This is a genomic window from Streptomyces sp. NPDC001980 (assembly GCF_040296885.1).
In the GTDB taxonomy this organism is placed as follows: domain Bacteria; phylum Actinomycetota; class Actinomycetes; order Streptomycetales; family Streptomycetaceae; genus Streptomyces.
The window spans coordinates 166513-186958 of sequence record NZ_JBEOYD010000012.1; the positions used below are offsets into that span (position 1 = coordinate 166513).

General features: G+C 70.0%; 15 protein-coding genes, 1 tRNA gene and 1 pseudogene. 6 read left to right on the forward strand and 11 right to left on the reverse strand.

Annotated elements, in window-relative coordinates; translation table 11 throughout:
• Positions 1 to 111: 111 nt before the first annotated feature.
• The 3 genes from ABT137_RS20630 to ABT137_RS20640 all read left to right on the forward strand — a co-directional run bounded on the left by ABT137_RS20630 (position 112) and on the right by ABT137_RS20640 (position 1860).
• Entirely contained in the window at positions 112 to 735 is a 624-nt protein-coding gene (locus ABT137_RS20630) for a TetR/AcrR family transcriptional regulator (protein ID WP_351710825.1), read from the forward strand.
• Between the two features lie 10 nt (positions 736 to 745).
• A complete protein-coding gene (locus ABT137_RS20635; RefSeq protein ID WP_351710827.1) occupies positions 746 to 1642 on the forward strand; it encodes an LmeA family phospholipid-binding protein in 897 nt (298 codons plus the stop codon).
• A gap of 145 nt (positions 1643 to 1787) precedes the next feature.
• Positions 1788 to 1860 (forward strand) — tRNA-Arg (locus ABT137_RS20640).
• 396 nt (positions 1861 to 2256) lie between these two features.
• Here ABT137_RS20640 and ABT137_RS20645 read toward each other — a convergent pair.
• Both ABT137_RS20645 and ABT137_RS20650 read right to left on the reverse strand, forming a co-directional pair.
• Positions 2257 to 2595 carry an XRE family transcriptional regulator gene (locus tag ABT137_RS20645; protein WP_351710829.1) on the reverse strand — a complete coding sequence of 113 codons (339 nt, stop codon included), beginning with the start codon at positions 2593 to 2595 and terminating at the stop codon, positions 2257 to 2259.
• Positions 2592 to 2978, reverse strand: coding sequence for a type II toxin-antitoxin system RelE/ParE family toxin (locus tag ABT137_RS20650; protein WP_351710831.1), 387 nt, complete (start codon positions 2976 to 2978; stop codon positions 2592 to 2594). Before ABT137_RS20650 ends, ABT137_RS20645 begins: the two co-directional genes overlap by 4 nt.
• 247 nt (positions 2979 to 3225) lie before the next feature.
• Between ABT137_RS20650 and ABT137_RS20655 the strand changes: the two genes are divergently transcribed.
• Positions 3226 to 3684, forward strand: a complete 459-nt coding sequence (locus ABT137_RS20655) for a hypothetical protein (RefSeq protein ID WP_351710833.1) — start codon at positions 3226 to 3228, stop codon at positions 3682 to 3684.
• Positions 3685 to 3776: 92 nt separating this feature from the next.
• Here ABT137_RS20655 and ABT137_RS20660 read toward each other — a convergent pair whose 3' ends face one another.
• The 4 genes from ABT137_RS20660 to ABT137_RS20675 all read right to left on the reverse strand — a co-directional run bounded on the left by ABT137_RS20660 (position 3777) and on the right by ABT137_RS20675 (position 5803).
• Positions 3777 to 4283, reverse strand: a complete 507-nt coding sequence (locus tag ABT137_RS20660; RefSeq protein ID WP_351710835.1) for a DUF4240 domain-containing protein — start codon at positions 4281 to 4283, stop codon at positions 3777 to 3779.
• Between the two features lie 495 nt (positions 4284 to 4778).
• Positions 4779 to 5060 (reverse strand): type II toxin-antitoxin system RelE family toxin, encoded by a 282-nt coding sequence (locus ABT137_RS20665; protein ID WP_351710837.1) that lies wholly within the window; start codon positions 5058 to 5060, stop codon positions 4779 to 4781.
• 3 nt (positions 5061 to 5063) lie between these two features.
• Positions 5064 to 5345 carry a type II toxin-antitoxin system Phd/YefM family antitoxin gene (locus ABT137_RS20670; protein WP_351710839.1) on the reverse strand — a complete coding sequence of 94 codons (282 nt, stop codon included), beginning with the start codon at positions 5343 to 5345 and terminating at the stop codon, positions 5064 to 5066.
• 245 nt (positions 5346 to 5590) lie between these two features.
• Positions 5591 to 5803 (reverse strand): hypothetical protein, encoded by a 213-nt coding sequence (locus tag ABT137_RS20675; RefSeq protein WP_351710972.1) that lies wholly within the window; start codon positions 5801 to 5803, stop codon positions 5591 to 5593.
• Here ABT137_RS20675 and ABT137_RS20680 point away from each other — a divergent pair.
• Positions 5720 to 5975: pseudogene (locus tag ABT137_RS20680) on the forward strand (GNAT family N-acetyltransferase); the annotation flags it as partial. The gene ABT137_RS20675 and the pseudogene ABT137_RS20680 sit on opposite strands and share 84 nt — an antisense overlap.
• A 14-nt stretch (positions 5976 to 5989) precedes the next feature.
• On the opposite strand, the gene ABT137_RS20685 reads toward ABT137_RS20680, so the two are convergent.
• From ABT137_RS20685 to ABT137_RS20705, 5 genes are all read right to left on the reverse strand, one after another.
• The gene (locus tag ABT137_RS20685; RefSeq protein ID WP_351710841.1) at positions 5990 to 6658 is read right to left on the reverse strand and encodes a hypothetical protein; all 669 of its coding nucleotides are present in this window, start codon (positions 6656 to 6658) and stop codon (positions 5990 to 5992) included.
• Positions 6655 to 10062 (reverse strand): CHAT domain-containing protein, encoded by a 3408-nt coding sequence (locus ABT137_RS20690; RefSeq protein WP_351710843.1) that lies wholly within the window; start codon positions 10060 to 10062, stop codon positions 6655 to 6657. Before ABT137_RS20690 ends, ABT137_RS20685 begins: the two co-directional genes overlap by 4 nt.
• A gap of 775 nt (positions 10063 to 10837) precedes the next feature.
• Entirely contained in the window at positions 10838 to 12202 is a 1365-nt protein-coding gene (locus ABT137_RS20695) for a protein kinase domain-containing protein (protein ID WP_351710845.1), read from the reverse strand.
• 40 nt (positions 12203 to 12242) lie between these two features.
• Complete coding sequence (locus ABT137_RS20700) at positions 12243 to 13733, reverse strand: hypothetical protein (protein ID WP_351710847.1); 1491 nt, start codon at positions 13731 to 13733, stop codon at positions 12243 to 12245.
• A 62-nt stretch (positions 13734 to 13795) separates the two neighbouring features.
• Positions 13796 to 17389, reverse strand: a complete 3594-nt coding sequence (locus tag ABT137_RS20705) for a protein kinase domain-containing protein (protein WP_351710849.1) — start codon at positions 17387 to 17389, stop codon at positions 13796 to 13798.
• A gap of 139 nt (positions 17390 to 17528) precedes the next feature.
• Between ABT137_RS20705 and ABT137_RS20710 the strand changes: the two genes are divergently transcribed.
• Positions 17529 to 20417: an AfsR/SARP family transcriptional regulator gene (locus tag ABT137_RS20710; RefSeq protein ID WP_351710851.1), complete on the forward strand. Its 2889-nt coding sequence runs from the start codon at positions 17529 to 17531 to the stop codon at positions 20415 to 20417.
• Positions 20418 to 20446 lie beyond the last annotated feature (29 nt).

Genomic DNA, 20446 nt, shown 5'->3' on the forward strand with positions numbered 1-20446 from the left:
TACGGGGTACGAGGGGCTCGCTTAATTACCCATCGATGTGCACGCTATTTTATTGCTCGCTGGTGTGCAACTATCGAGAGCCCGCCACCCGGCTCCGAGGTACCGACCGACGTGACCACCCGCACGCACATCCGAACCCGCACCCGCGCCCGCATCCTCGAAGCGGCCCGGCGCGAACTCGGCCGCGATCCCGACTGCACCCTGGCCGACATCGCAACGGCCGCCGGGGTGGCCCGACGGACCGTCTACGTCCACTTCACGGGCCGGGCCGCACTCGTCGATGGGCTCACCGCGGACGCCGCCGAAGCGGTCCGGCGCGCGAGCGAGGCCACCCGCACCCCGTCCCCCGACGCGGCGACCGCCCTGGCCCGCTTCGTCCTCACGCTGTGGCCGGCGGCCGACCGCTACCGCGTGCTCGTGAACCTCGCCCGCCAGGACCTGGGCGCCCACCGCGCCGACGAGGTACTCGCACCGGCCCGCACCGCGGTCACCGGGATCCTCGCCCAGGGCCAGCGGCAGGGCGTCTTCCACACCACCGTCCCGCCCGGCCCGCTCGGCCGGGCCCTGGAGGCCTACCTGCTGTCCCTCCTGGAGACCGCCAACGCGAACACCTGGACCGACGACGCCCCCACCGCCGCCACCACCGCCCTGATCGCCGTCGGCGTCGACACCGACCTCGCCACCACCACGGTCCACCGCCTGCACGGCACCGGGCCGATCCACTCCCCCCTGTGAAGGAACCCCGATGCACCAGCCCCACCCGTACGAACCCCACGAGCCGTACGAGCCGCCGCACGAGCCCTACGAGCCCCACGACCGGTACGAGCCCCACGACCCGTATATGCCGTATGCGCCCTACTCCCCCCACCACACCGCATACGAGCCACCCGCCGCCCCCCGGAAGAACCGGCGCCCGGCCGTCATCGCCGTCACCCTCCTGCTCCTCCTCGTCCTGCTACCCGTCGCCGTCGACCGCTTCATGGCCGTACAGGTGGAGTCACGCGCGGCGAAGGCGTTCCAGCAGGGCATGCACACCTCCCTGCCGCCCGAGGTCCACGTGCACGGCTTCCCGGTCCTGACCCAGATCGCCGCCGGCAGCCTGCGGGACGTGGACATCACCGCCCACGACATCCCCGCCGACGAGACGACCGGCCCCCTGCCCGTGAGCGAACTCTCCCTGCACCTCACGGGATTGACGAAGTCCGACGACGACCAGCAGGCCCAGGCCCGCTCGGCCCGGGCAACCGCCCACCTCACCTACGCGGACGTCTCCCACGCCCTCGGCCTGTCGGTCTCCCGGGGCAGCCGCCCCGACCAACTCAAGGCGACGGTCACCCTCCCCTTCGGCAACAGCGTGACCACGACGACCACCCTCTCCACAGCCTCCGGCAACCGCATCGCCTTCAAGAACTTCAAGGTCACGGGCGGCCCGCTGTCCGCAGCAGCGGAAACCATCCTCGACAAGGCCTTCGAACAACCCATCCAGCTTCAGAACATCCCCGACGGCCTGCACCTGCGCTCGGTCACCACCACGGAGACCGGCCTCACCGCCCACTTCTCGGGCACATCGGTCACCTTCCACGCCGCCGGCACCACGCAGAACACAACAACAGGGGACAACTCATCACGCCTGACCACATGACCCGAGCACCCACCTCACCCATACCGCCGCCCCCACCAGCCCCCGCCCCGCCCTCCCACCCCCCACCGAGGCCCCCACCTCACCCCACCGCCGTTCGCTGATCCGCTAGGCTGTCAGGGACCGCCTTCGGTGGCAGTCACACCCCGCCTTCGTAGCTCAGGGGATAGAGCACCGCTCTCCTAAAGCGGGTGTCGCAGGTTCGAATCCTGCCGGGGGCACAGTGCCTGAACAGGCGCGATGCAATGGAAAGGCCCCGGACCGATCATGGCCCGGGGTCTTTGACATCCACTTCTGGCACAAGGTGGACCCGGACGTACGCCTCGTACTTTTCGTCAGGCAGCTTCCTCGATCCGGCCGAGCAGGACGTAGCATCGACAAGACGGCCGCAGGTCACGGCCGCGCGGTAATCAGTTGTAGCTGACGTGACGGCAGAACAATCTGGTTGCGCGTCGACGGGTGGGCCCGGTGAGGTCACGTGCGGCGGGCAACGCCGCACCGGGCTCCCACACCTGGGTCGCCAGCAAAGGCCCAGGTCACAGGCCCAAGCCTTCCTTGTTCAGCGAGAGCGTCGGCCGCCGCTGGACCCAACTCCACGGCCGCCGGCGGCAAGCGTCTCAGGCGACGGTGTACTCGGCGTCCCCGAAGTCCGCGACCACGCGCAGCCGACCACCGAGCGCTTCCACGTAGGCCCGGAGGGTCGCGACCTCCGCGCGATCCAGCTCACCATGTTCGATCGCGGAGACCCGAGGTGCCGAGACCCCCATCGTCGCGGCCACTTGGCGCTGAGTCAGCGCCTGTTCACGCCTGACCTCCGCGAGCTTGTGAGCACGCACTTCAGCGGTCAGCCGGTCCATTGCAGCCTGCTTCTCCTGAGCCGACCGCACCGGCAGCCCAGCGGCCGCACGCCGCTCGCGCGCCTTGCGCTTGGTCTCCTCCCAACTCACGGCACTCATTCGTACTCCCTGGTTTCAAGATCGGCCAGATGCGTCCGGTACCGCTCCTCAGCGAGCGGAATGTTGATGTCGTACCAGCTCTGCCAGTTCCCGGCCTTGTCACCGGCCACCAGCAGTACCGCCCGGCGCACCGGATCGAAGGCGAAGAGGATGCGGATCTCGCTGCTCCCGGACGATCCCGGCCTCAGCTCCTTCAGGTGATGATTCTCAGCACCCTTGATCCGGTCGACCAGTGGACGGCCGAGCGTTGGCCCCGTGGCCGCCAGCATGTCGATAGCGTCTTCTACCTGTTCAGCACTGTCCCAGTCCTCGTCGACCAGCGCTTCGAACCACGCCGCGACCTCCCCGACAAGGACCACTTCCCATTGAGCCACGACCGCCATGTTAATGCAAGCATTAACATGGCCGCGTTGATCCGAGGAGCCCGGAGCGCACCACGAGCCCACCGGATCGATCAGGAAACCACGATGGAAGCGACCGCTCCCGACGAAGTCGCGCCACGGTCTTTCGCCTGGGCCAGAGATCGAGCCACCCCCGGATGATCACAGCTTCCCGAGCTGACGCCGTCGACGAAGTCAGCGTGGGCAAGCGGCCTCGCCCTCGCCGTATGCGGGTGCCTACGATCACGCGGTGAGCTACGACATCTACTTCTTGAACCGACGCGACGGGCAGTCCTGGGACGAGGTCCTGGTAGCCATGGAGGACACGGCCGAGGACAGCGAGCCGATACCCGTCCCGCTCCTTGAGGCTTGGGACCGAATCGTGCCGCAGGCCCGGAGGCTGCTGGGCCCGGTGGAGATCACGGAGTACGAGCAGGAGTCACGGGACCTGAGCCACTCGGGCACAGGCATCGGCCTGTCCGTCTTCGGTGACGAGGTGAGCATTACCGTGCCCTACTGGCACGCGGGAGACGAGGCCTCGGTCGTGCTCAGCCTGGTCTCCGCCCTCGCCGCCGTCGTCGAGAAGGAGACCGGGCTGACCGCCTACGACCCTCAGACGGAACGTCCACTGATGGAAGCGCCGATGGAGGACTCGATCAGACTGATGTCACGAATCACCGACGATCTGCACAGCCGCTACGGCGGTTGAGCACCGGGCGGCCGAGCCTGCCAGGTTCCGGGCTGATTGCTCGCTGCGTACCACAGTCGCGCCGGATACAAGGGTCCGAGCGGTGGGCAGCCTCAGCGCCCCAGGTCCGGAAATCCATCCTTGTTGGAGTAGCTCTCGAAGCAGTACCGGGTCGAGCGGTCCCACTCCTCCCCAGTAGCAAGTTCGTACGCCTGATCCGGCACGTACAGCAGCCACTCCCCGTCGAACTCGGTGGAGGTGTACGGGGCGAACTTGTCGACGTCGAAGAAGACGCCTTCCCATACGGCTCGTCCCGCGGCGACGACAGCACAACGGGCGTACAGGAACACGTCGGCAGACTGTGGGAAGGGCTCGCCGTTCCGGTCCGTCATGTCGGCAACGGGAAGCATCCCGAACTTCTCTTGGTCCAAGCGGTAGAGCGCCTCGGCATGGCGTTCCGCGAAGCCGATGATGTCGGGGACGGAACGCCGGCTCAGCTCCTCTGCCAGGCGCCGACAGCTCGCCTCCGTGGCTTCGCCGTTCAGGGTGGCTATCAGCGCCCAGAAGGCGGCCCATGTCATGGTCACCGGCGCAGGATGGCAGAGCGGTCTGACATCCACGGCTGACATCAACGAGGCCGGACGGCGGCATACGGCAGCGCCCCCGCACGACCGCCGGACCAGGCGTCGGCGGCACCCGGGGCGGGCATCGATCGAACTCCTAAAGCGGGTGTCGCAGGTTCGAATCCTGCCGGGGGCACAACGCATTACGCCACTGACCTGGGATTTCTACTCCAGGGAGGCGCTTTGGTCGGCCTCGGACGCCCTCGTCCGGGGCCGCTTGCGTGAGCGGACGAGGAGTTGATCTGCCGAACGTCGCCCGACAGGTCAGCATCATCCGGACCTCGCCCGGCGCCGTCCACCGTCTGTCCAGCCCCCCGCTCCACCGCGGGTCAGGACACGCCGAACCACCCGAACATTTGGAAAGAGGGTTGGGGCTCAACCCCTCGCGAGTGCGAGTCTCGCGTGCTCCGCAGCCGCCTGAGCAGACGAAACGAAGGGCGCACGCTCCCGCATCCCACGGCGGGCCGCCGACACCAACTGCGTGGCGGAGTCCTACGGAACCTGGCGGTAAACGTCGCGGCGGTTGCCGACGGCCAGGACCCACACGATGAGTTGGCCGTTCTCGACGGTATAGACGATGCGGTAGTCAGCGATCCTGAGTCGCCAACGAGCGTTGTGCCCTTGGAGGGCTTTGATGTCGAACGCGGTCGTATCGCCCGCGTCCATTGCCTTCTGAAGTTCAGTGAGGCGATACAGGATACGCAGAGCATCCGGGCGCGAGATCTTCAGCATGTCCCGCTGGGCATGCGCCGTGAAGCGCGTGACGTGCCCCATGGGTCAGCCCTCATGGGCGCGGAGCATGGCGGCCATCTCTTCAAGCGAGACCGACCCTTCCGTGCCCTCAGACTCGGCTTCGTCGGCCAGGCGGTTGAGCCACGCCTCTTCGGCCTCTTCGGCGATCTGTCGCAGGCGCTGGTACTCCTGGATGTCGATCACGACAGCTTCATGTTTGCCGCGCCGGGTGATGATCGTCGGGGTTTCCTCCCGGCGAGCGCGATCAATGACGTCGGCGAGGTGGCTGCGGACCTCGGCCATGGATTCAACCACCGGATCCCTCATGTAATCAATGTAGCAGATGTACATGAAGTCGGAAATCCGTCCGCTGACACACGGTCCCGTTAGCTTCTGCGCAACCCCGAGGACTTCCGCCCTGCAACGGTGGGGCCCGTCTCGTCGAGGCGGTCGGGGAAGAGGTGACCGTAGATGTCCAGGGTCAGCGTCGCGGACTTGTGGCCCAGCATCGTCTGTACGACGTTGACGTCCGCCCTGCGGCAGTGAAGAGCAGCGCGCCGTCGCCCCGTGCCTCAACGTATGACTTGGGCTCCCTCGTCGAGGAACTTCGGGATGGGTACGGAGCGGCGCTCGTGGTTGTTGGGGGTGTCGAGGTAGAGCTTGCCGTTGTCCTCGCCGTACGCCTCGACGATGTGCGCCCGCATGCGTCGCGACCGGCCGTGGCCCTGAAGGAGATCGGCGTCCGGCGGGCCTGGCGCTAGACCGGCACCGCCCGGCGTATCCATGACGCCCTCCTCGCCACTCGCGACGAGCCGTACGTCACGCTCATGGTCAACCCAGCCGCTCTGGACGGAAAGGTCCACGCGCTACAAGTCGTGGGGGTACGAGGACATCGGCCAGAGCCAGCCGGCACCGGCCTCGCCGGTCCTCACCGTGATGATCCGCGCAATCCGCTGACGGATGTGGCGTGGTCACCCAGCCAGCACGATGGCGTGCGGCGACGGTGCGAGCCGTGCCCGGTAGCGGCGGATCCCCCAGCTGCGGTGCTCCAGTTCTGCCGCCACCAGCACCTCCGCCATGTTCAGCCGGTCGGGCACGAGTTCCACCAGCGCTGCCACCGGGTGGTCGCCGACCAGCGGGAAGTCTTTGACCCGGCGGAACTCCCACTGCGGGTTCGGCTGGGACGCGCCGTGGCCGCGGACGATCCACTCGTCCCTCTCCGGCCCCGCACCCGGCGGCTTCTCCACGCCCACGTCCAGCAGACCTGCCTTGACCGTGAAGCTCATGCCCATGCCTGAGCCGACGACCGGACGGGTGCGCTCGCCGGGGTCGATCAGCCGCGCGACGGGCCGTGCTCGGCCGTCCGGTGTGGACAGTGCCACTCCCAGGGAGGCGTGGCGGAACTCACCTTTGCCGGCCGGTGTCTCCGGACGGAACGAGCACACCATCAACAGTTGCCGGAACTCGCGGTCGGGCGTTGCCTTGACGTAGGACGCCCATTGGGCGGGCACGCCCTCGTGGTCGACGGGCAGCACATCCCAGCCGAATGTGAGCCTGCCGCGCAGCGGCTCGTCGTCGGCCGGGCTGCCGAGCGTGCGCTCCGGCACAAGCTCGACAGCGTGCAACCGGACCTCGGTCATGCCACGGCTCCCTTGCTCCGACCATGCAGGTAGGTGAACGCTCCCCAGTCACGGTAGTGGGGATGCCGGGCACGGGTGGCGAGCTGGGCCTCGCGGAAGGCGCGCTCCGTGTCCGTGCTGTGCGCGATCCGATGGTGCATGTGGTGGTAGAAGTACGTGGCCGGCTCCGGGCGTACGGGCCACAGACACCCGACGACGGCCTGCGCGCCGGCGGTGATCAGTGCCGACGGGATGCCACGTACGTTGTCCGCGCGATCGAATCGGCCCAGCGCGGACTCGCACGCGGCGAGAGTGACCAGGCGAACACCGCGCAGGTCGGCCTCCAGGAAGTCGTAGGCGAAGACCCGGCCGTCGTCATCACGGTCCGGGGTGAGATAGAGGCAGTGCATCCACGGCGCGTCCTGGTCAAGCGTCCCGTGTACGGCGATGTGGACCACGTCCGCCGTGGCCAGTTCGGCGAGCAGCCTGTCACGCGTGGCCGCGGGCCCGGTGGCGGCGTCCGTGCCGACCGCGTCGGCGACTCTCCGCGCGTGCTCCTCCAGCGCCGGTTCGGCGTGCAGCCCGTAGGGCACGCCGCCGTCGGCGGAGGCCAGCACCGCGGTGCGGCGCGGCCGTACGGGGCCTGCGGCAGGCGTCAGGGCTTCGAGGCCGGCGATGGTGGTGACCGTCCAGTCGTCGGCGATCATCCGGTCCCCGGTGCGGCACAGCGGTAGCGGCAGGTAGTGCAGCGCGCCGTGCGGCCAGGCCAGGATCCGCTCCTTGCCCTGGGCCCGCCACTTGTCCCACAGTTCGCTGCCGCCGAGCGGCATGTCGCCCGGCTGCCGCAGCAGTCGGCTGCCTTCCGGCGTCACGTCGCCGAACAGCGGATCGCGTTCGAGCTCCGTCCGGATCGCCTCCACCCGGTCCGCAACCGGGTGCCGGTCGTTGTTCTCGTCCGCGCCGTCGCCCAGGTGCACGACGAGTTCCCGGCCCTGCCTGGTGACCGCGAGAAGCACGGCCGCGCCACTCACAGCGGCAGGCAGGAACCAGGTCAGCAGTACGGTCCGGTCGTCCAGCAGCTCGTGTGTCTTCGCCCAGAGGCTCTGGTCGTCGATGAGCGGTGCCGAGCGGCGGCTCAGCTCGTCGTCGATGAGCGAGGAGATGCGCCACCGCACGTTCCGGGCGATCTGGTGGGTGTCGTGGCCGCCGGGACGGCGGTCGGAGTCCAGTACGTTCAGCAGGTGCAGCGACGCGCCAGACGCACCAGGGGAGGCGGCGGGCTCCTCCAGATCGCGCAGCTTGCCGAGAAGATGCTGGATGTGCGCGGGCAGCGCGAGTGGACCGTCGATCCGCCACCATGCGCCCAGCTCCGGTCCCTTGCCCGCCTGGTGCAGACCGAGCATCAGCCCCATCGGCAGCGTCTCGGATTCTGCGGTGAGCTGCCAGACCGCCGAGTGCACAAGGTCGCGCAGTACCCCGCCGAGTTCGGGCGCGCGGCTCGTGTCGAAGTTCGGCACGTCCACAATGATCGCGGACAGCGCTGCCTTGAGTTCTTCGCCGTGGAAGTTGCCCATCTGCTGCACGAACGGCACCAGGCTCGCCCGCGCCAGTTCCTCGAAGCCGAGGGAGGCGTAGCCGAGTGCCGCGTACGCGTAGTAGCCCCACGGGAACGGGACAGAGCTGGAGACCGGCTCGCCCGCCTGGGCCGACTGGTAGTACAGGTCCGCCGTCAACAGCCTGGCTTCTTCGCTCCGTACGTCGCCCGCCTGCCTCAGGAGGGTCAGCCCCAGCGCCGGCTGCTGCAGGTCGCGGGCGTGTGCGGCCCTATGCAGCAGCGCCGCCGACCGCTGCGCCGGAGTCCAGGATTGCGGGAACGACGCCGCGAGCGGATGGTCGGGACCCGGGCAGTCGGTGGGGTCGTCGGGCAGCACGTGGAGCCGTGCCTCGGTCAACTGCCTGCGGTGGGCGGGGTCCCAGCGGACGCCGAGTTGCTCTGTCCAGTCCAGCACGGTGCGCAGCAGCGGCCGGTCGGCGTGTTCCCGGGCCAGGTTGACGCCCTGGCTGATCACCTTCGCGGTGACATTGCTGCCATGGGCGGCGACGAAATCGGCCAAGGGCGACCCGAACACCGCCCTGGGCAACCCGTCGACCAGGGCCGGGGGAACCCCGTCCACCACCCTGAGCAGGAACAGGGCGACATCCGGATCGTCGGCGGTGGACGAGTCGAGCCATGCCGACAGCGCGGCGCCGGCGGCATCCCGGTGAATTCCCTCCTCGTCCGCGAGGATCTGCGCCAACGACGCCAGGAGCCTGGGCTTTCGCATCCCGCCGTCCAGCTCCAGCGCGCGCACCACCAGGTGTCCCGCCTCCGCCACCAGCCGGTGGGACTCGGCCTGGAAGGGCTCCTCGTTGGTGAACCACGTGCGGTACAGGTCCGCGTCCAGCCGAGCGGACCAGACGGTACGCATCCCGCGGGCGTAGTGGTCGGCGGCGAAGTCCTCCGCTCCCCGGGTGGCCATCCGCAACCGGGCGGCGGCCAGCAACCCGGCTTCCAGTTCAGCGGGATCGCTCAGCTTGTCGATCAGCCGTGACACCACCGCGTCGGCTTCCTCGAACACCGCGCGATCGCACCGGTCCGCCACCAAGTGGACGGCCAACTCGACGGTACTGAGCGCCGCGTCTCGCCAGGCGGCCTCCGCACCGCAGGCGTCGGCGACTTCTGCGACCAGCCTCCAGTAGACGTACATGAGCTCGACCAGACCGCGGTGGTCGAGGAATTCGTCCCGGAACAGCAGCTTCACCATCGCATCGGCGGGCAGCGCTTGGTCCGTGTGTTCCGCCAGGGCTTGTCGCGTCTGCTCCAGTTCGCGCGCCTGTTGCTTCGCCTGGGACAACGACAGGATCCGGTCGCACGCGTAATGCGCCAGCTCCATCAGCGTGCCGACGGGGTCGATGGGGAACCTGACCGTCGGCGCACCATCCTCCTCATCACGCGGTTCGTAGCCCGGCTCGCCGAAGCGCACGGGGCCGGCACACACCATCCCCTGCCGCGTTTCGAAGTCGAGCGAGCCGATCGGATCGTCCATGGCAGGCAGCACGTGGGAGACGACCAGCATGACCGTACTCGAGGCGATCGCCGTCTCCCGCCAGCCCAGCGGCTCTTCCAGGCGGAGGTCGTGCACAAAGGACGCGCCGTCTGGGCTGAGGACGGACAGCACGCCTCCGTCATCCTGCGTAACACACCACCTGTGATCGACAGGGTGGCCGAAGGGCAGTTCGTTCAGCGAGAGGAGCACCGGGAGGCCCCACCAGCCGTTCGCGCGGGTGAACAGGCTGCCTCCGGCCCCGTCACCGGCGGTGAACGGGCTGATGCTCGCCAGTCCTACTGCCAGTCCGGCATGCCGGACACCGTCTACCTCCACCATGAACGCCCACCCAGTGATGTCCCGCGACAGCCGCACGCCGTTCCCCTCGCGCCAACCGGTCATCAACGGGATCAACAATGGCACGACCCCTGGTCGGACCCGCTCGCTCCCCGGACCCGCGGTGAGGATCTCGAGTGCGGCAGTGTGCTCGCCCAACAGGCGGCGTGCCGCCCGCGCGTCCGGCTCACCCTTGGCGCGCGGATCCGTGAGCACCGAGAAGCCGCAGTTCGGCGGCAACGGTGCCGCGTCAAAAGATGCGTGAGCGATGCGTGAGCGGACGGTGCAGGACGCGCCGTCACTGACTGGACCGATGACCAGGTCGCATGGCTCCGACCTGGAAGATCAGCACCACACCACACAGCGCGATACCCCCCGGCAAGGATTCGATCCCACTCCTAAAGCGGGTGTCGCAGGTTCGAATCCTGCCGGGGGCACGGTAAAACACCAGCTCAGGAGCCCTTCCGTCCGGCGGACGGGAGGAACCCGAGGAGATCGAGCGACTGGCGGGGATGCGGCCGCCGCTGCGATGGACCGGTCCTGGCGAGAAGTCCACCGACCGCGCAGCTGAAGCTGGTCCGAGGGAGATGCAACGGGCCGCCCCACCGCATCAGCTGCCCTGCCCGATCCCGACTCCCGCACCGACTACGACCGATGCCGGACCCGCGGAAAGACCCACACCCAAGCCCTCCTCCACCTCGCCCGCCACCGCATCAGCGTGCGTTCACGATGCTCCGCGGCAGGCCGCCCGCGGAACGGATCCGGTACCCACCGCTCGTCAGCCGTGGGTCGCCTCGAGGAGTGCCTGCCGCAGGTCGGCCGCGCTGTGAAAACCGAACTCCGGTTCCTCCCAAAGCGCTTGGTCGATCACGTCGGCGAGGGCCTGCGGCACGTCCGGCTCGCGCTCGCGCACCGGCACCGCGGGGGATTCCAGGACGATCCGCCAGGGGTCCTCGCCGCGCGGGAAGTCCCGGGGGAAGACCCCGGTCAGCATGTTGTACAGGCAGGCGGCGAGGGCCCACACATCCACTCCGGGCTTGGCGTCCTTGAAGTTGGTCACCTGCCGGGCCGGCATGAACCTGGGCTTGCCCATGGCGTCCCCGGTACGCGTGAGACCGCTGAGGCCGGCCCGGTCGAAGGCCTTGGCGAGACCGAAGTCGCTGATCTTCGCCGTCAGGGAGCCGTCCGGGGCCTTGTGCAGCAGGATGTTCGACGTGCTGAGGTCACGGTGGACGACGCCCTGACCGTGCGCGGCCTCCAGTCCCCGCAGAGCCTGAACGGCGAAGTCGACGGCCTCGCCCACGGGCAGCCGCCCCCCGCTGCGCCGCAGGAGGGTGTCCAGGCCGCCAACGGAGCAGTACTCGGTGGTGAAGAAGAAGACACCGTCGCAGTATCCGGCGCCCTCCAGCGCGGCGATGTTCGGATGCCGCAGCGCCTTGGTGAGCGCCGCTTCGCGCAGGAAGCGCGCCCGCGCCTCGGGACGCGTCGCCACCCTCGGCAGCATCACCTTCAAGGCCACCTCCTTCCCGGACGACTCGTGGCGGGCCAGATGGACGACGCCCATGCCGCCGCGGCCGAGTTCCTGGAGGAGGGTGTATCCGGCGATGACGTCGAGTTCGGTGTGCCCGGGGTGCGCCAGGTCGAGAAGCATCCTGAGGATCGCGCCCGGTCTGGCCTGGCAGGCGGCGCAGAGGTAATCCCCCGGCAGAAAACCCGCCTCGTCGCCGACGTCGAGGCCGCACCTGGCACATCGGACCCGGGTGACGGTGTCCTCGGCGTGGATGTCCACGCGGAAGACCGTGTCGCCGATCCTGATCCGGTCACCATCGGTGAGGTCGTGTTCGGGGTGGGTCTGGGCGGCGGCTTCCTCGGGGGTCTCGTCCTTTGCCCGCTGGCCGATCTTGCAGCCGTTGAGGTACGTGCCGTTGAGGCTGCCGAAGTCGCGGATGCGGATGGCGGGTGGGTTGACGTCCAGCAAGCAGTGGTGCCGGGAGACGGTGCGGTGGTGTTCGTCATTGGGCAGCTGCGGTGAACAGTCCCCGGAGCGGCCGACTATGGAGGTGCCGCGCTCCTCGAAGACGTAGGCGCTGCGATCGAGGTGGCCGCTGACGAGGGTGAGGGTGACGGTGGGCGGTCGGGACATGGGTGACGGCTCCTGCGCAGGGGTGTCCGTGGGCGGCGCGTCAGTACTGCGCCTGCTGGCGTTCCTGGAACTGCTTCTCGAAGTCGGCGACGAACGTAGACGGCGCGATGGAGGAGGACGAGCGCACCAGGAAGCCGTCGTCGGCGATGTAGAAGATCGTCCGGCCAATGGCGATCTGGCCGCTCGGCACGGGCACATAGACCATCCATCCGATACTGAACCTGTCGGCCACCAGGTCCGAGACCGCATAGCCCGGGCCGTTCCCGGCGACGGCCAGGATGTACTCCCGCACCCGGGCGATGGCGTCCTCCTCGTGCATCTGCGCCGGCACCGTGACCACCTGACCGGCGAGCGAGAGCTGGTAGAGGGCGCCGTCGATGTCGTAGCGGCCGTCTTCGCCGAAGACGCTCACCAGCGTCTCGCGGGTCACATGGCCCTCCTCCGCGGCGGACACCAGCTCCGTCGCCGACGCCCGCCGCTCCGTGTCCGGCTCTCGTGAGCCGGTGACCAGCCCCGCGACGATGCCCGCGGTGGTGTCGGCCGTCCACAGCCCCGGCACAGCGGTGCTCACCGCTTCCGCCGACGGCGAGTCGCCCCGGTACCAACGCCCGGCGTCCCACCAGTAGCAGAACGACAGCAGGCCGGTAGCGGCGCGCGGGTTGAGCACCTGGTTCGCGACCCAGTCAGGCGCGCCCGCGTAGAGGTTCGGCAAGTCATCGCCGTCGTTGTAGGCGGCGTCCAGCCTGGGGTCGTCCCACACTCCCCCCGACAGCACCGCCCGCCCACCGGGCAGCCGGTAGAGCGTGGAGCCGCCGCGGCGGGAGCTCTCGAACCAGCCCATGCCGGGCAGGATCCTCGGCCCCCAGTCGGACCGGGCGGCGACGAACGCCGCCGATATCACCGCCCAGCGCGCCCACATCTGCGGGAAGTACGGGAAGTCGTCCTCGCTGAGGGTCGGCCACACCTTCTTCCTGCGGTCGGCGCGAGCCTGTGTGGCTGCCTGTTGCGGGGTCCGCTCCTGCCGGGCGTCGTGGGAGACGTGGGCCGCCAACCACAGCGGCACGTCGCCTCGCGGGTACGCCTCGAGATCCATCCGGTACTCCTCGGGCTCGAACAGCTGACCGTCGGGGAAGGGTTCGCTGCCGTAGTCGTAGACGACGGAGAGGTCACCGGTGTCGTCGAGGTTCAGCGTCAGCCGCCACCAGGGGCCCGCGCCGAGCTCGGCCGAGATCTCGCGCTGCTTGCGCACGAGCCCGAGGACGGAGCGCGGCGGCTCGATCGTCGTCCAGGTGTGGTCGAACACGGAGACGTTCACGAACTCGGCCCCGACCGTGAGCGCGAACTCGGCTTTCAGGTACTCCCAGTCGGGCGGGCCGACGCGGATGAGCGCGCCGGCGACGCGGAGCGCCAACTCCTCGGCCTGCGCCCGGACTCCGAGTCCGGCCGGCAGCGGTGCGTCCGGGTCCTTGCTCTTGGCCCACACATCGGGCCGCCCGATGTCCACCCGGAAATCCTTCAGGAACTCCCCCATGAACACTCCTTCGTGAGTCCTCGCTGCCAGTGGTCGCTCGTGTCTGTGTCGCTCGTGGTCCGTCATGATGTGAGCCGTGCCCGCACTCCCGCGGGCCGCAGCCAGCCGTAGCCCGCGTCCTGGAGCCGTCGCAGCAGGCAGTCGAAGTCGTCCGGTGTCCACCGGGCACCGAACCGGCGCCGGAACACCTCCAGGTGCGGCAGCGCGCCGTCGTCCCAGTCGGCCGGTTCGCGGGTGTGCCACTCCCAGTCGAGCGCCCACGACCGGAGGTCGCCGTCGCCGTCCGCCGAGAGCACCGCCCGCCCGTCGGGTGTCATCGCGAGGCAGGCCGGCGCCTTGTCGAGCCCGTCGAGGGTGCGCACACAGCGGCCGCTGTCGACCTCCCACACCCCCACGCTCGCGCCGGCGGACATCGCGTAGCGTCCGTCCGCTGTGATCCGCAGCCCACCGGAGGCCGAACCCTCGTCGAAGGACCGCACCTCGGTCCCGGTGGCGACGTCCCACACGCGGACGGTCCGGTCGTATCCGCTCGCGGCGGACAGGACGAAGGTGCCGTCGGCGGCGACGCACAGGGCCGTCACAGCGCTCTTGTGACCCTCCAGGACATGGACACACCGGCTCTCCTCCAGATCCCACAGCCGTACGGTCCCGTCGGACCCGCCCGACGCGAGAAGGCGGCCGTCCGTGCCGGCCCAGAGGCAGTTGACCGGCCCCTCGTGGCCGGTCAGCATCCCTGTGAGGTCGCCGGTCTCCACATCCCAGAGCCTGATCGCGCCGTCACCGCCGCCGACGACGGCCTGCCGCCCGTCCGCGGCGAACCGCACCGGTACCGGCGGCGCGGGCGGAAACCTGTTCGTCCGCAGGATGCGCCGGCACGTCCCGGTGCCGACGTCCCACAGCCGTACGGTGCCGTCCTGGCCGCCGGACAGGATCCGACGCCCGTCCGCGCTCAGGCAGACCGACCTGACCGGGCTCTGGTGGCCCGCCAGTTCGCGCAGGCAGGTGCCGTTGCGCAGGTCCCAGAGCCGTACGGTCCAGTCGGCGCCGGCGGACACCGCCAGCCGCGCGTCGTCGGTCAGGTCGACCGCGTACACATACTCGTCGGACGCATCCAGAGTCCGGGTGGGCCAGGCCGTGCGCAGCCCCGCCCGCACCGCGTGCCGGCCCAGCTCCCACCAGGCGGACATCACGCGCGGAGCGCGTTCGTGGCCGGCGACCTTGCGGGCCTGGAGGAGCAGGTCGTGCGCCGTGGCGTAACGGCCCCCGGCCATGGCCTGCTCCGCCTCGGTGACCTTCGCGCCCGCGCGGTTCTCCAACTCACGCAGTTCAGCGAGCGGGAGGGGGCGGCTCAGCTGCGGCGGGGCGGGGTGGCCGCCCGGCAGATCCAGCGGCCAGGTCCGTACACCCTCGCGGTTCTCGGCACAGACGGCGTGTCCGGTCCCCGGCTCGGTGGCGTCGAGCAGGAGGGCGTTGATCCGCATGTCCTGGTAGGTGCGCAGACACTGGCCGCTCTCCAGGTCCCAGTAGCTCACCGTGCCCTTGGTGTCGTCGCCCGCGAGCAGGAAACGGCCGTCGGCGCTGAACGACATGAGGTTGGCCCGCCTGCCTCTCAGGACACGGCGGCACCGGCCGTCCCGCAGGTCCCACAGGCCGATCGTGTCGTCCCGGTAGGCGATGACCGCCGTACGCCCGTCAGGGTGGAAGGCCAGGGCGAACACCGGCGCCTTGTGACCTGTCAGGACCTGTTCGCACCGGCCGCTGGCGAGGTGCCACAGCCTGACGGACTGTCCCTGCCGGTCCCAGCCGCTGGACAGCACCTGCCGGCCGTCCGCACTCACCTCCACGCGCTCCACGCCGGCCGTGTGCCCGGCGAGCGGCTCCCGGAGTTGCCCGCTGTGGGTGTCCCAGACCTGGATGGAGTCGCGGGACCATCCCCACACGGCGAGGCGTCCGTCAGGGGTCAGGCGGATGCCGTCGGCCTCGGCGGTGAGGGTGCGCAGGCATCGTCCGGTGGTCAGGTCCCAGAACCGTACGCTGCGTTTCTCACCGCCTTCGCTGGCGGAGACGGCGAAGCGGCCGTCCGGGGTGAGGTCGAGGGTGTGCGTGCGAGCGAAACGTCCTTCGTCGCGGTCTGTGTCGAGGCCGTGTCCGTCGAGATCCAGCAGACACCGGCCGTCGGCCAGGTCCCACAGCCCGATCCAGCCAGAGCCACCGGTCAGGGCCAGCCGCCCGGCGGGAGCGAGCCGGACGGGTAGCAGTCGATGGCTCGGGCTCTTGTGTTCCGCGTGCCGCGGTATCTCCCGGGTGCTGGTGACCCGCCCCGAGCGGATGGCGCGCAGCGCCAACCGGACCTCCGGCTCCCTGGACCGCTCCTGGGCCACCTCCTCCAGGAGTTCGCGGGCCGACGCCAGATCGCCCCGCTCCACCGCCACTTGGGCCAGCAACTGCCGTGCCTGCCAAGGGTCCTCGGCGTCGGGACGTACCGCCTCGATCCAGCTGATCATGTCCTCGTCGGTGAGGTCGCCGCGCCGCCACCGCAGCAATCCGCCGTTGTACGTCGCTCCCAGGTGCCGCGGGTCGGCCGCGAGGGCCTGCGTGAACGCCTTCTCCGCCTCGGAAGTCCGGTCCAGGTCGAGCAGGGAAACGCCGCGGTTGTTCAACTCGTCGGCGCGCAGGTCGGCTTCGACCGGCTCCGGGCGCGGGTAGGCCCGGCCGGTCACCTCGCCGTGGATGTCCTTGAGACGGGCCGCGACCTCGGCCATCGAGCGTGGCCGGTCGGCCGGGTCCCTGGCGAGGCAGTGGGCGAGGAGGCCGGCGAGGTCGGCAGGGACGATCGGCAGATGCGGCTCGCCCGTCCCGCCGGCTTCGAGGTACGCGTCGAGGGCCATTCCCACCCCGCGTCCCACACGCCAGCTCACGCCGCCGGTGAACATCTCGAAGACCGACACCGCGAAGGTGTAGATGTCGCTGCGCCGGCCGAGCGGCCGACCGTCCGCCTGCTCCGGCGAGGCGTACGCCGGGGTCATCCCGCCGTTGGGGACCAGGACCGTGACGCCGGGCGGAAGCGACGGATCCGGTACAGGGGCGGCACCCTCCGGAGCGGGGGCGGCGGAACGGGCACGGGCCAGCCCGAAGTCCGTGACCTTGGCCGTACCGTCCTCCGTCACGAGCACGTTGCCCGGCTTGACGTCCTGGTGCACGAGATTCCGGCCGTGCGCGTGTGCCAGGCCCCAGGCCGTCTGGATCGCCAGGTCCAGGACGCGGGCCAGTGCCGCCGAGGGTCCGCCCTCGTACAGCCTGCCGTCCGCGATCCAGTCCGCGAGGCTGCCTCCCGGCACGTACTCGGCGAACACGCAGGGGACACCATCGAGCGTGCGCACGTAGTGGCAGGTGCACACGTGCGGATGCAGTCCCAGCGACACCCAGGTCTCCGCCTCGGCGGTGAACCTCTGTTCGTGCGCGGAGTTCCTGAACCACTCCGGCCGGGGCCGCTTCACCGCCAGGTCGGTGTCCCACAGCAGGTGCCGCACCCGGTACACCAGGCCCATGCCGCCCTGATGGTGCACTTGCTCCACCCGGTAACGACCATCGATGATCGTGCCGACCCGCCAGGACGAGGAGACGCGGGACGTCGGATCGGGTGTTATCGCATACACGTCAGGCGGTCCCCCTCGGAACATCGGTCACTTCGGTCACCTTCACTTGTGCGGGTTGTGCGATGTCACGTCCGTCAGCCTGGGCGGAGGTGCTGCAATGCTGATGAATTTCCGATGAAACGCGGAGCGGAGGCTCGGGGTGGGCAGGACTTCTCAGCTGCGGATCGAGGTGCTCGGACCGTTACGGGCCTGGCGGGGCGAAGCCCGCCTTGATCTGGGACCGGTGAAGCGGCAGGCCGTGCTGGCCGCACTGCTGCTGAGGCAGGGGGCCGTGGTCAGCCACGAGCAGTTGCTCGACGGGGTCTGGGGATACGAGCCGCCCGCCTCCAAAGTGCTGCCCACGCACGTCAACTCCCTGCGCAGGGCGCTCGATCCGGAAGGCACCCCGCACACCGAGTCGGTGATCCGCAGCGGTAAGGGCTGGTACCGCTTCGTCCTCGACGGCGTCAGCCTCGACACGGCCGACCTGGCCGAGCGGGGCGAGGTGGCGCTGCGCATCAAGAAGTCCGGCCGACTTGCCCTGGCCACCGAGCAGTTGGCCGGAACACTCGGGCTGTTCCGGGGTGAACCGCTCGCCGGCCTGGAGGGACCCTTCGCGCGGGCCGAGCGGGACCGGCTCGCCGAGCGGCGGCGGGCACTCCGACGCGAGCGGCTGGAGTGCCTCGTTCTGCTGGGCCGGTTCCGGGAGGCGCTGGACGACCTGGCCGACGCGTCCGGGCCCGACCTGTACGACGAGTCGCTGCTGGCCCTGCGGATCCGGGCCCTGTACGGCTACGAACGCCAGGCGGAGGCACTGAAAACCTACGAGGACATGCGGATCCGGCTGCGCGATGAGCTCGGCGTCACCCCCGGTGAGGAGTTGCGCCGGGTGCACACGGCGGTGCTGAAGCAGGACGACGCCTCCCTCCTCGGGGCGGCTCCGGCCTGGCTCAGAGTCGGCGTCGTCAATGAACTTCCGGGCGACGTAGGGCAGTTGACAGGACGAGAGGTCGAGCTGGCCCAGCTGATCGCGCCCGCCGCGCCCGGCTCCGGCTCCGTGTCGATCGTGACGGTGGACGGTCCGGCCGGGGTCGGCAAGAGCGCGCTCGTCGTCCGCGCGGCCCGTGAACTCAGCGCCGACCACCCCGATGGCTGCCTCTTCATGGACCTGCGCGCCCACAGCACACAGCAACACCAGTCCCCGGCACGGGCGTTGCAACGGCTGCTGCGCTCGCTCGGCGCGGCCAAGGGCGAGTTGCCGAGCGACCTCGACGAACTCACCGCCGCCTGGCGGGCGGCGACCAGTTCGCTACGGCTGCTGCTCGTGCTGGACGACGCCCTGGACGCCGATCAGATACGGCCGCTGCTGCCCGCGGGGGCGGGCAGCAGGGTCCTGGTGGCGGGCCGGCGTCGGCTGACCGAGCTGGACGCGGACATACGGGTCACCCTGGAACCGCTGGCGAGCGGGGACGCCGTATCGCTGCTCACCCACCTCATCGGCGAGGAGCGCGCGAGCCGGGAGCCGGAGGCCGCTCGACGGCTGGCGGAGTTGTGCGACGGGCTGCCGCTGGCCCTGCGCATCGCCGGGTCCCGGCTGCAGAGCCGGCGGGCCTGGACGGTGAAGTACCTGGTGGGCCGGTTGGCGGACGACGAGGGGCGGCTCGGCGAACTGCGCGTCGGGGACCGCAGCGTGGAGGCCGCCTTCCGGCTGTCGTACGACCAACTGACCTCCGAGCAGCAGCGGGCGTTCCGGGTGCTGGGGCTCGCGCCGACGGTCGAGTTCGACGTGCTGACGCCGGCGGCGATGCTGGGGCGTCCGGCGCGTGACACCGAGCGTCTCCTGGAGAGCCTGGTGGACACGAGTCTGGTGCAGGAGCCACGGCCGGGGCGGTATCGGCTGCACGACCTGGTGCGGGTGCACGCGCGGCGGATGGCGGAGGCCGAGCCGGAGGAGGCGGTGGCCGCGCGGAGGGCGGCGCTGCGGCTGTTCCTGGACGCGGGGAGGCTGGCCAGTGACTGGGGGGCGGTGGCGTTCCCGACGGGGCCTCAGCCGACGGCGGGGAGCTTCGGCGGCTGGCGCGAGGCGGAGACGTGGCTGGACGCGGCGGGGGGTGAGCTGCCGGACGTGGTCGCGTATGCCGTGGCCTTCGGGGAGATCGACCACGCCTGCTGGATCGCCCACGCGTTGTGCGACTACTTCGTACGGCAGGGCCGGTACCACGAGTCCCAGACAGCCCTGGAGACCGCGCTCGCGCGCGTCGACGAGGCCGACGACGAACACATGACCACCGGGCTGCGGGTCTGCCTGGCCTACACCAGCGTCTACCAGCATCGATACCGCCAGGCGCGCGCCCTGTTCACCGAGGGACTGCGCCTGAGCCGGTATCACGGCCACCGGATCGACGAGGCCCGGGCCCTCTCCGGGCTGGGATCCCTCGCCCTGAGTCTGGGCGAGGCCGACCAGGCAATCTCCCATGTCACCGAGGGGGTGGTCCTGTCCCGACGCCTGGGCGACGACTGGGCCGCCGCGATGGCTCGCCTCGTCCAGGGGCGCGCTCACCAGATCGAGGGACGGGACGAGGAGGCGCTGGCCTGCTTCGCCGCCGCGTGCACCCATGCCGAGGCGGGCGGCCGACAGCATGTGCTCAGCCGGGTGCTGAGCCTGGCTGCCGACGCCCACCTCCGCCTCGGCCGGCACGGCGAGGCGCAGCACCTCCTGCGTCAGGCCGTCCACCTGGGCGGGCAGTGCGGGGACGTCTTCTTCTGCGCGCGCAGCCTGACCCGGCTGGGCACGGTGGAACAGGGCGAAGGAGACCCGCGAGCAGCCCTCGCCTTCCACCGACTGGCCCTGGAACTGCACGAGTCACTGTCCCGCGTCACCGAACCCGCCTACGACTGGCTGGAGATGGACATCCGCACCCGCTTGGCCCACGCCCACCTGGCAACGGGTTCGGTCCACGAGGCGCACCATCAGTTCCAGCGCGTCCTCGACGTGTACGAAGCCCGCAAGCGCCGCAAGGCTCAGGGCTTGCGCCCCACCCCCCGATAGTGCCGCTGCAGTCCATGTGGAGTCCGCAT

Coding starts and splice junctions, on each gene's coding strand:
- ABT137_RS20635 (WP_351710827.1), top strand. CDS start 746: ATGCACCAGCCCCACCCGTACGAACCCCACGAGCCGTACGAGCCGCCG.
- ABT137_RS20645 (WP_351710829.1), bottom strand. CDS start 2,595: ATGAGTGCCGTGAGTTGGGAGGAGACCAAGCGCAAGGCGCGCGAGCGG.
- ABT137_RS20650 (WP_351710831.1), bottom strand. CDS start 2,978: ATGGCGGTCGTGGCTCAATGGGAAGTGGTCCTTGTCGGGGAGGTCGCG.
- ABT137_RS20665 (WP_351710837.1), bottom strand. CDS start 5,060: ATGGGGCACGTCACGCGCTTCACGGCGCATGCCCAGCGGGACATGCTG.
- ABT137_RS20670 (WP_351710839.1), bottom strand. CDS start 5,345: ATGAGGGATCCGGTGGTTGAATCCATGGCCGAGGTCCGCAGCCACCTC.
- ABT137_RS20675 (WP_351710972.1), bottom strand. CDS start 5,803: ATGGATACGCCGGGCGGTGCCGGTCTAGCGCCAGGCCCGCCGGACGCC.
- ABT137_RS20685 (WP_351710841.1), bottom strand. CDS start 6,658: ATGACCGAGGTCCGGTTGCACGCTGTCGAGCTTGTGCCGGAGCGCACG.
- ABT137_RS20690 (WP_351710843.1), bottom strand. CDS start 10,062: ATGGTGGAGGTAGACGGTGTCCGGCATGCCGGACTGGCAGTAGGACTG.
- ABT137_RS20695 (WP_351710845.1), bottom strand. CDS start 12,202: ATGTCCCGACCGCCCACCGTCACCCTCACCCTCGTCAGCGGCCACCTC.
- ABT137_RS20700 (WP_351710847.1), bottom strand. CDS start 13,733: ATGGGGGAGTTCCTGAAGGATTTCCGGGTGGACATCGGGCGGCCCGAT.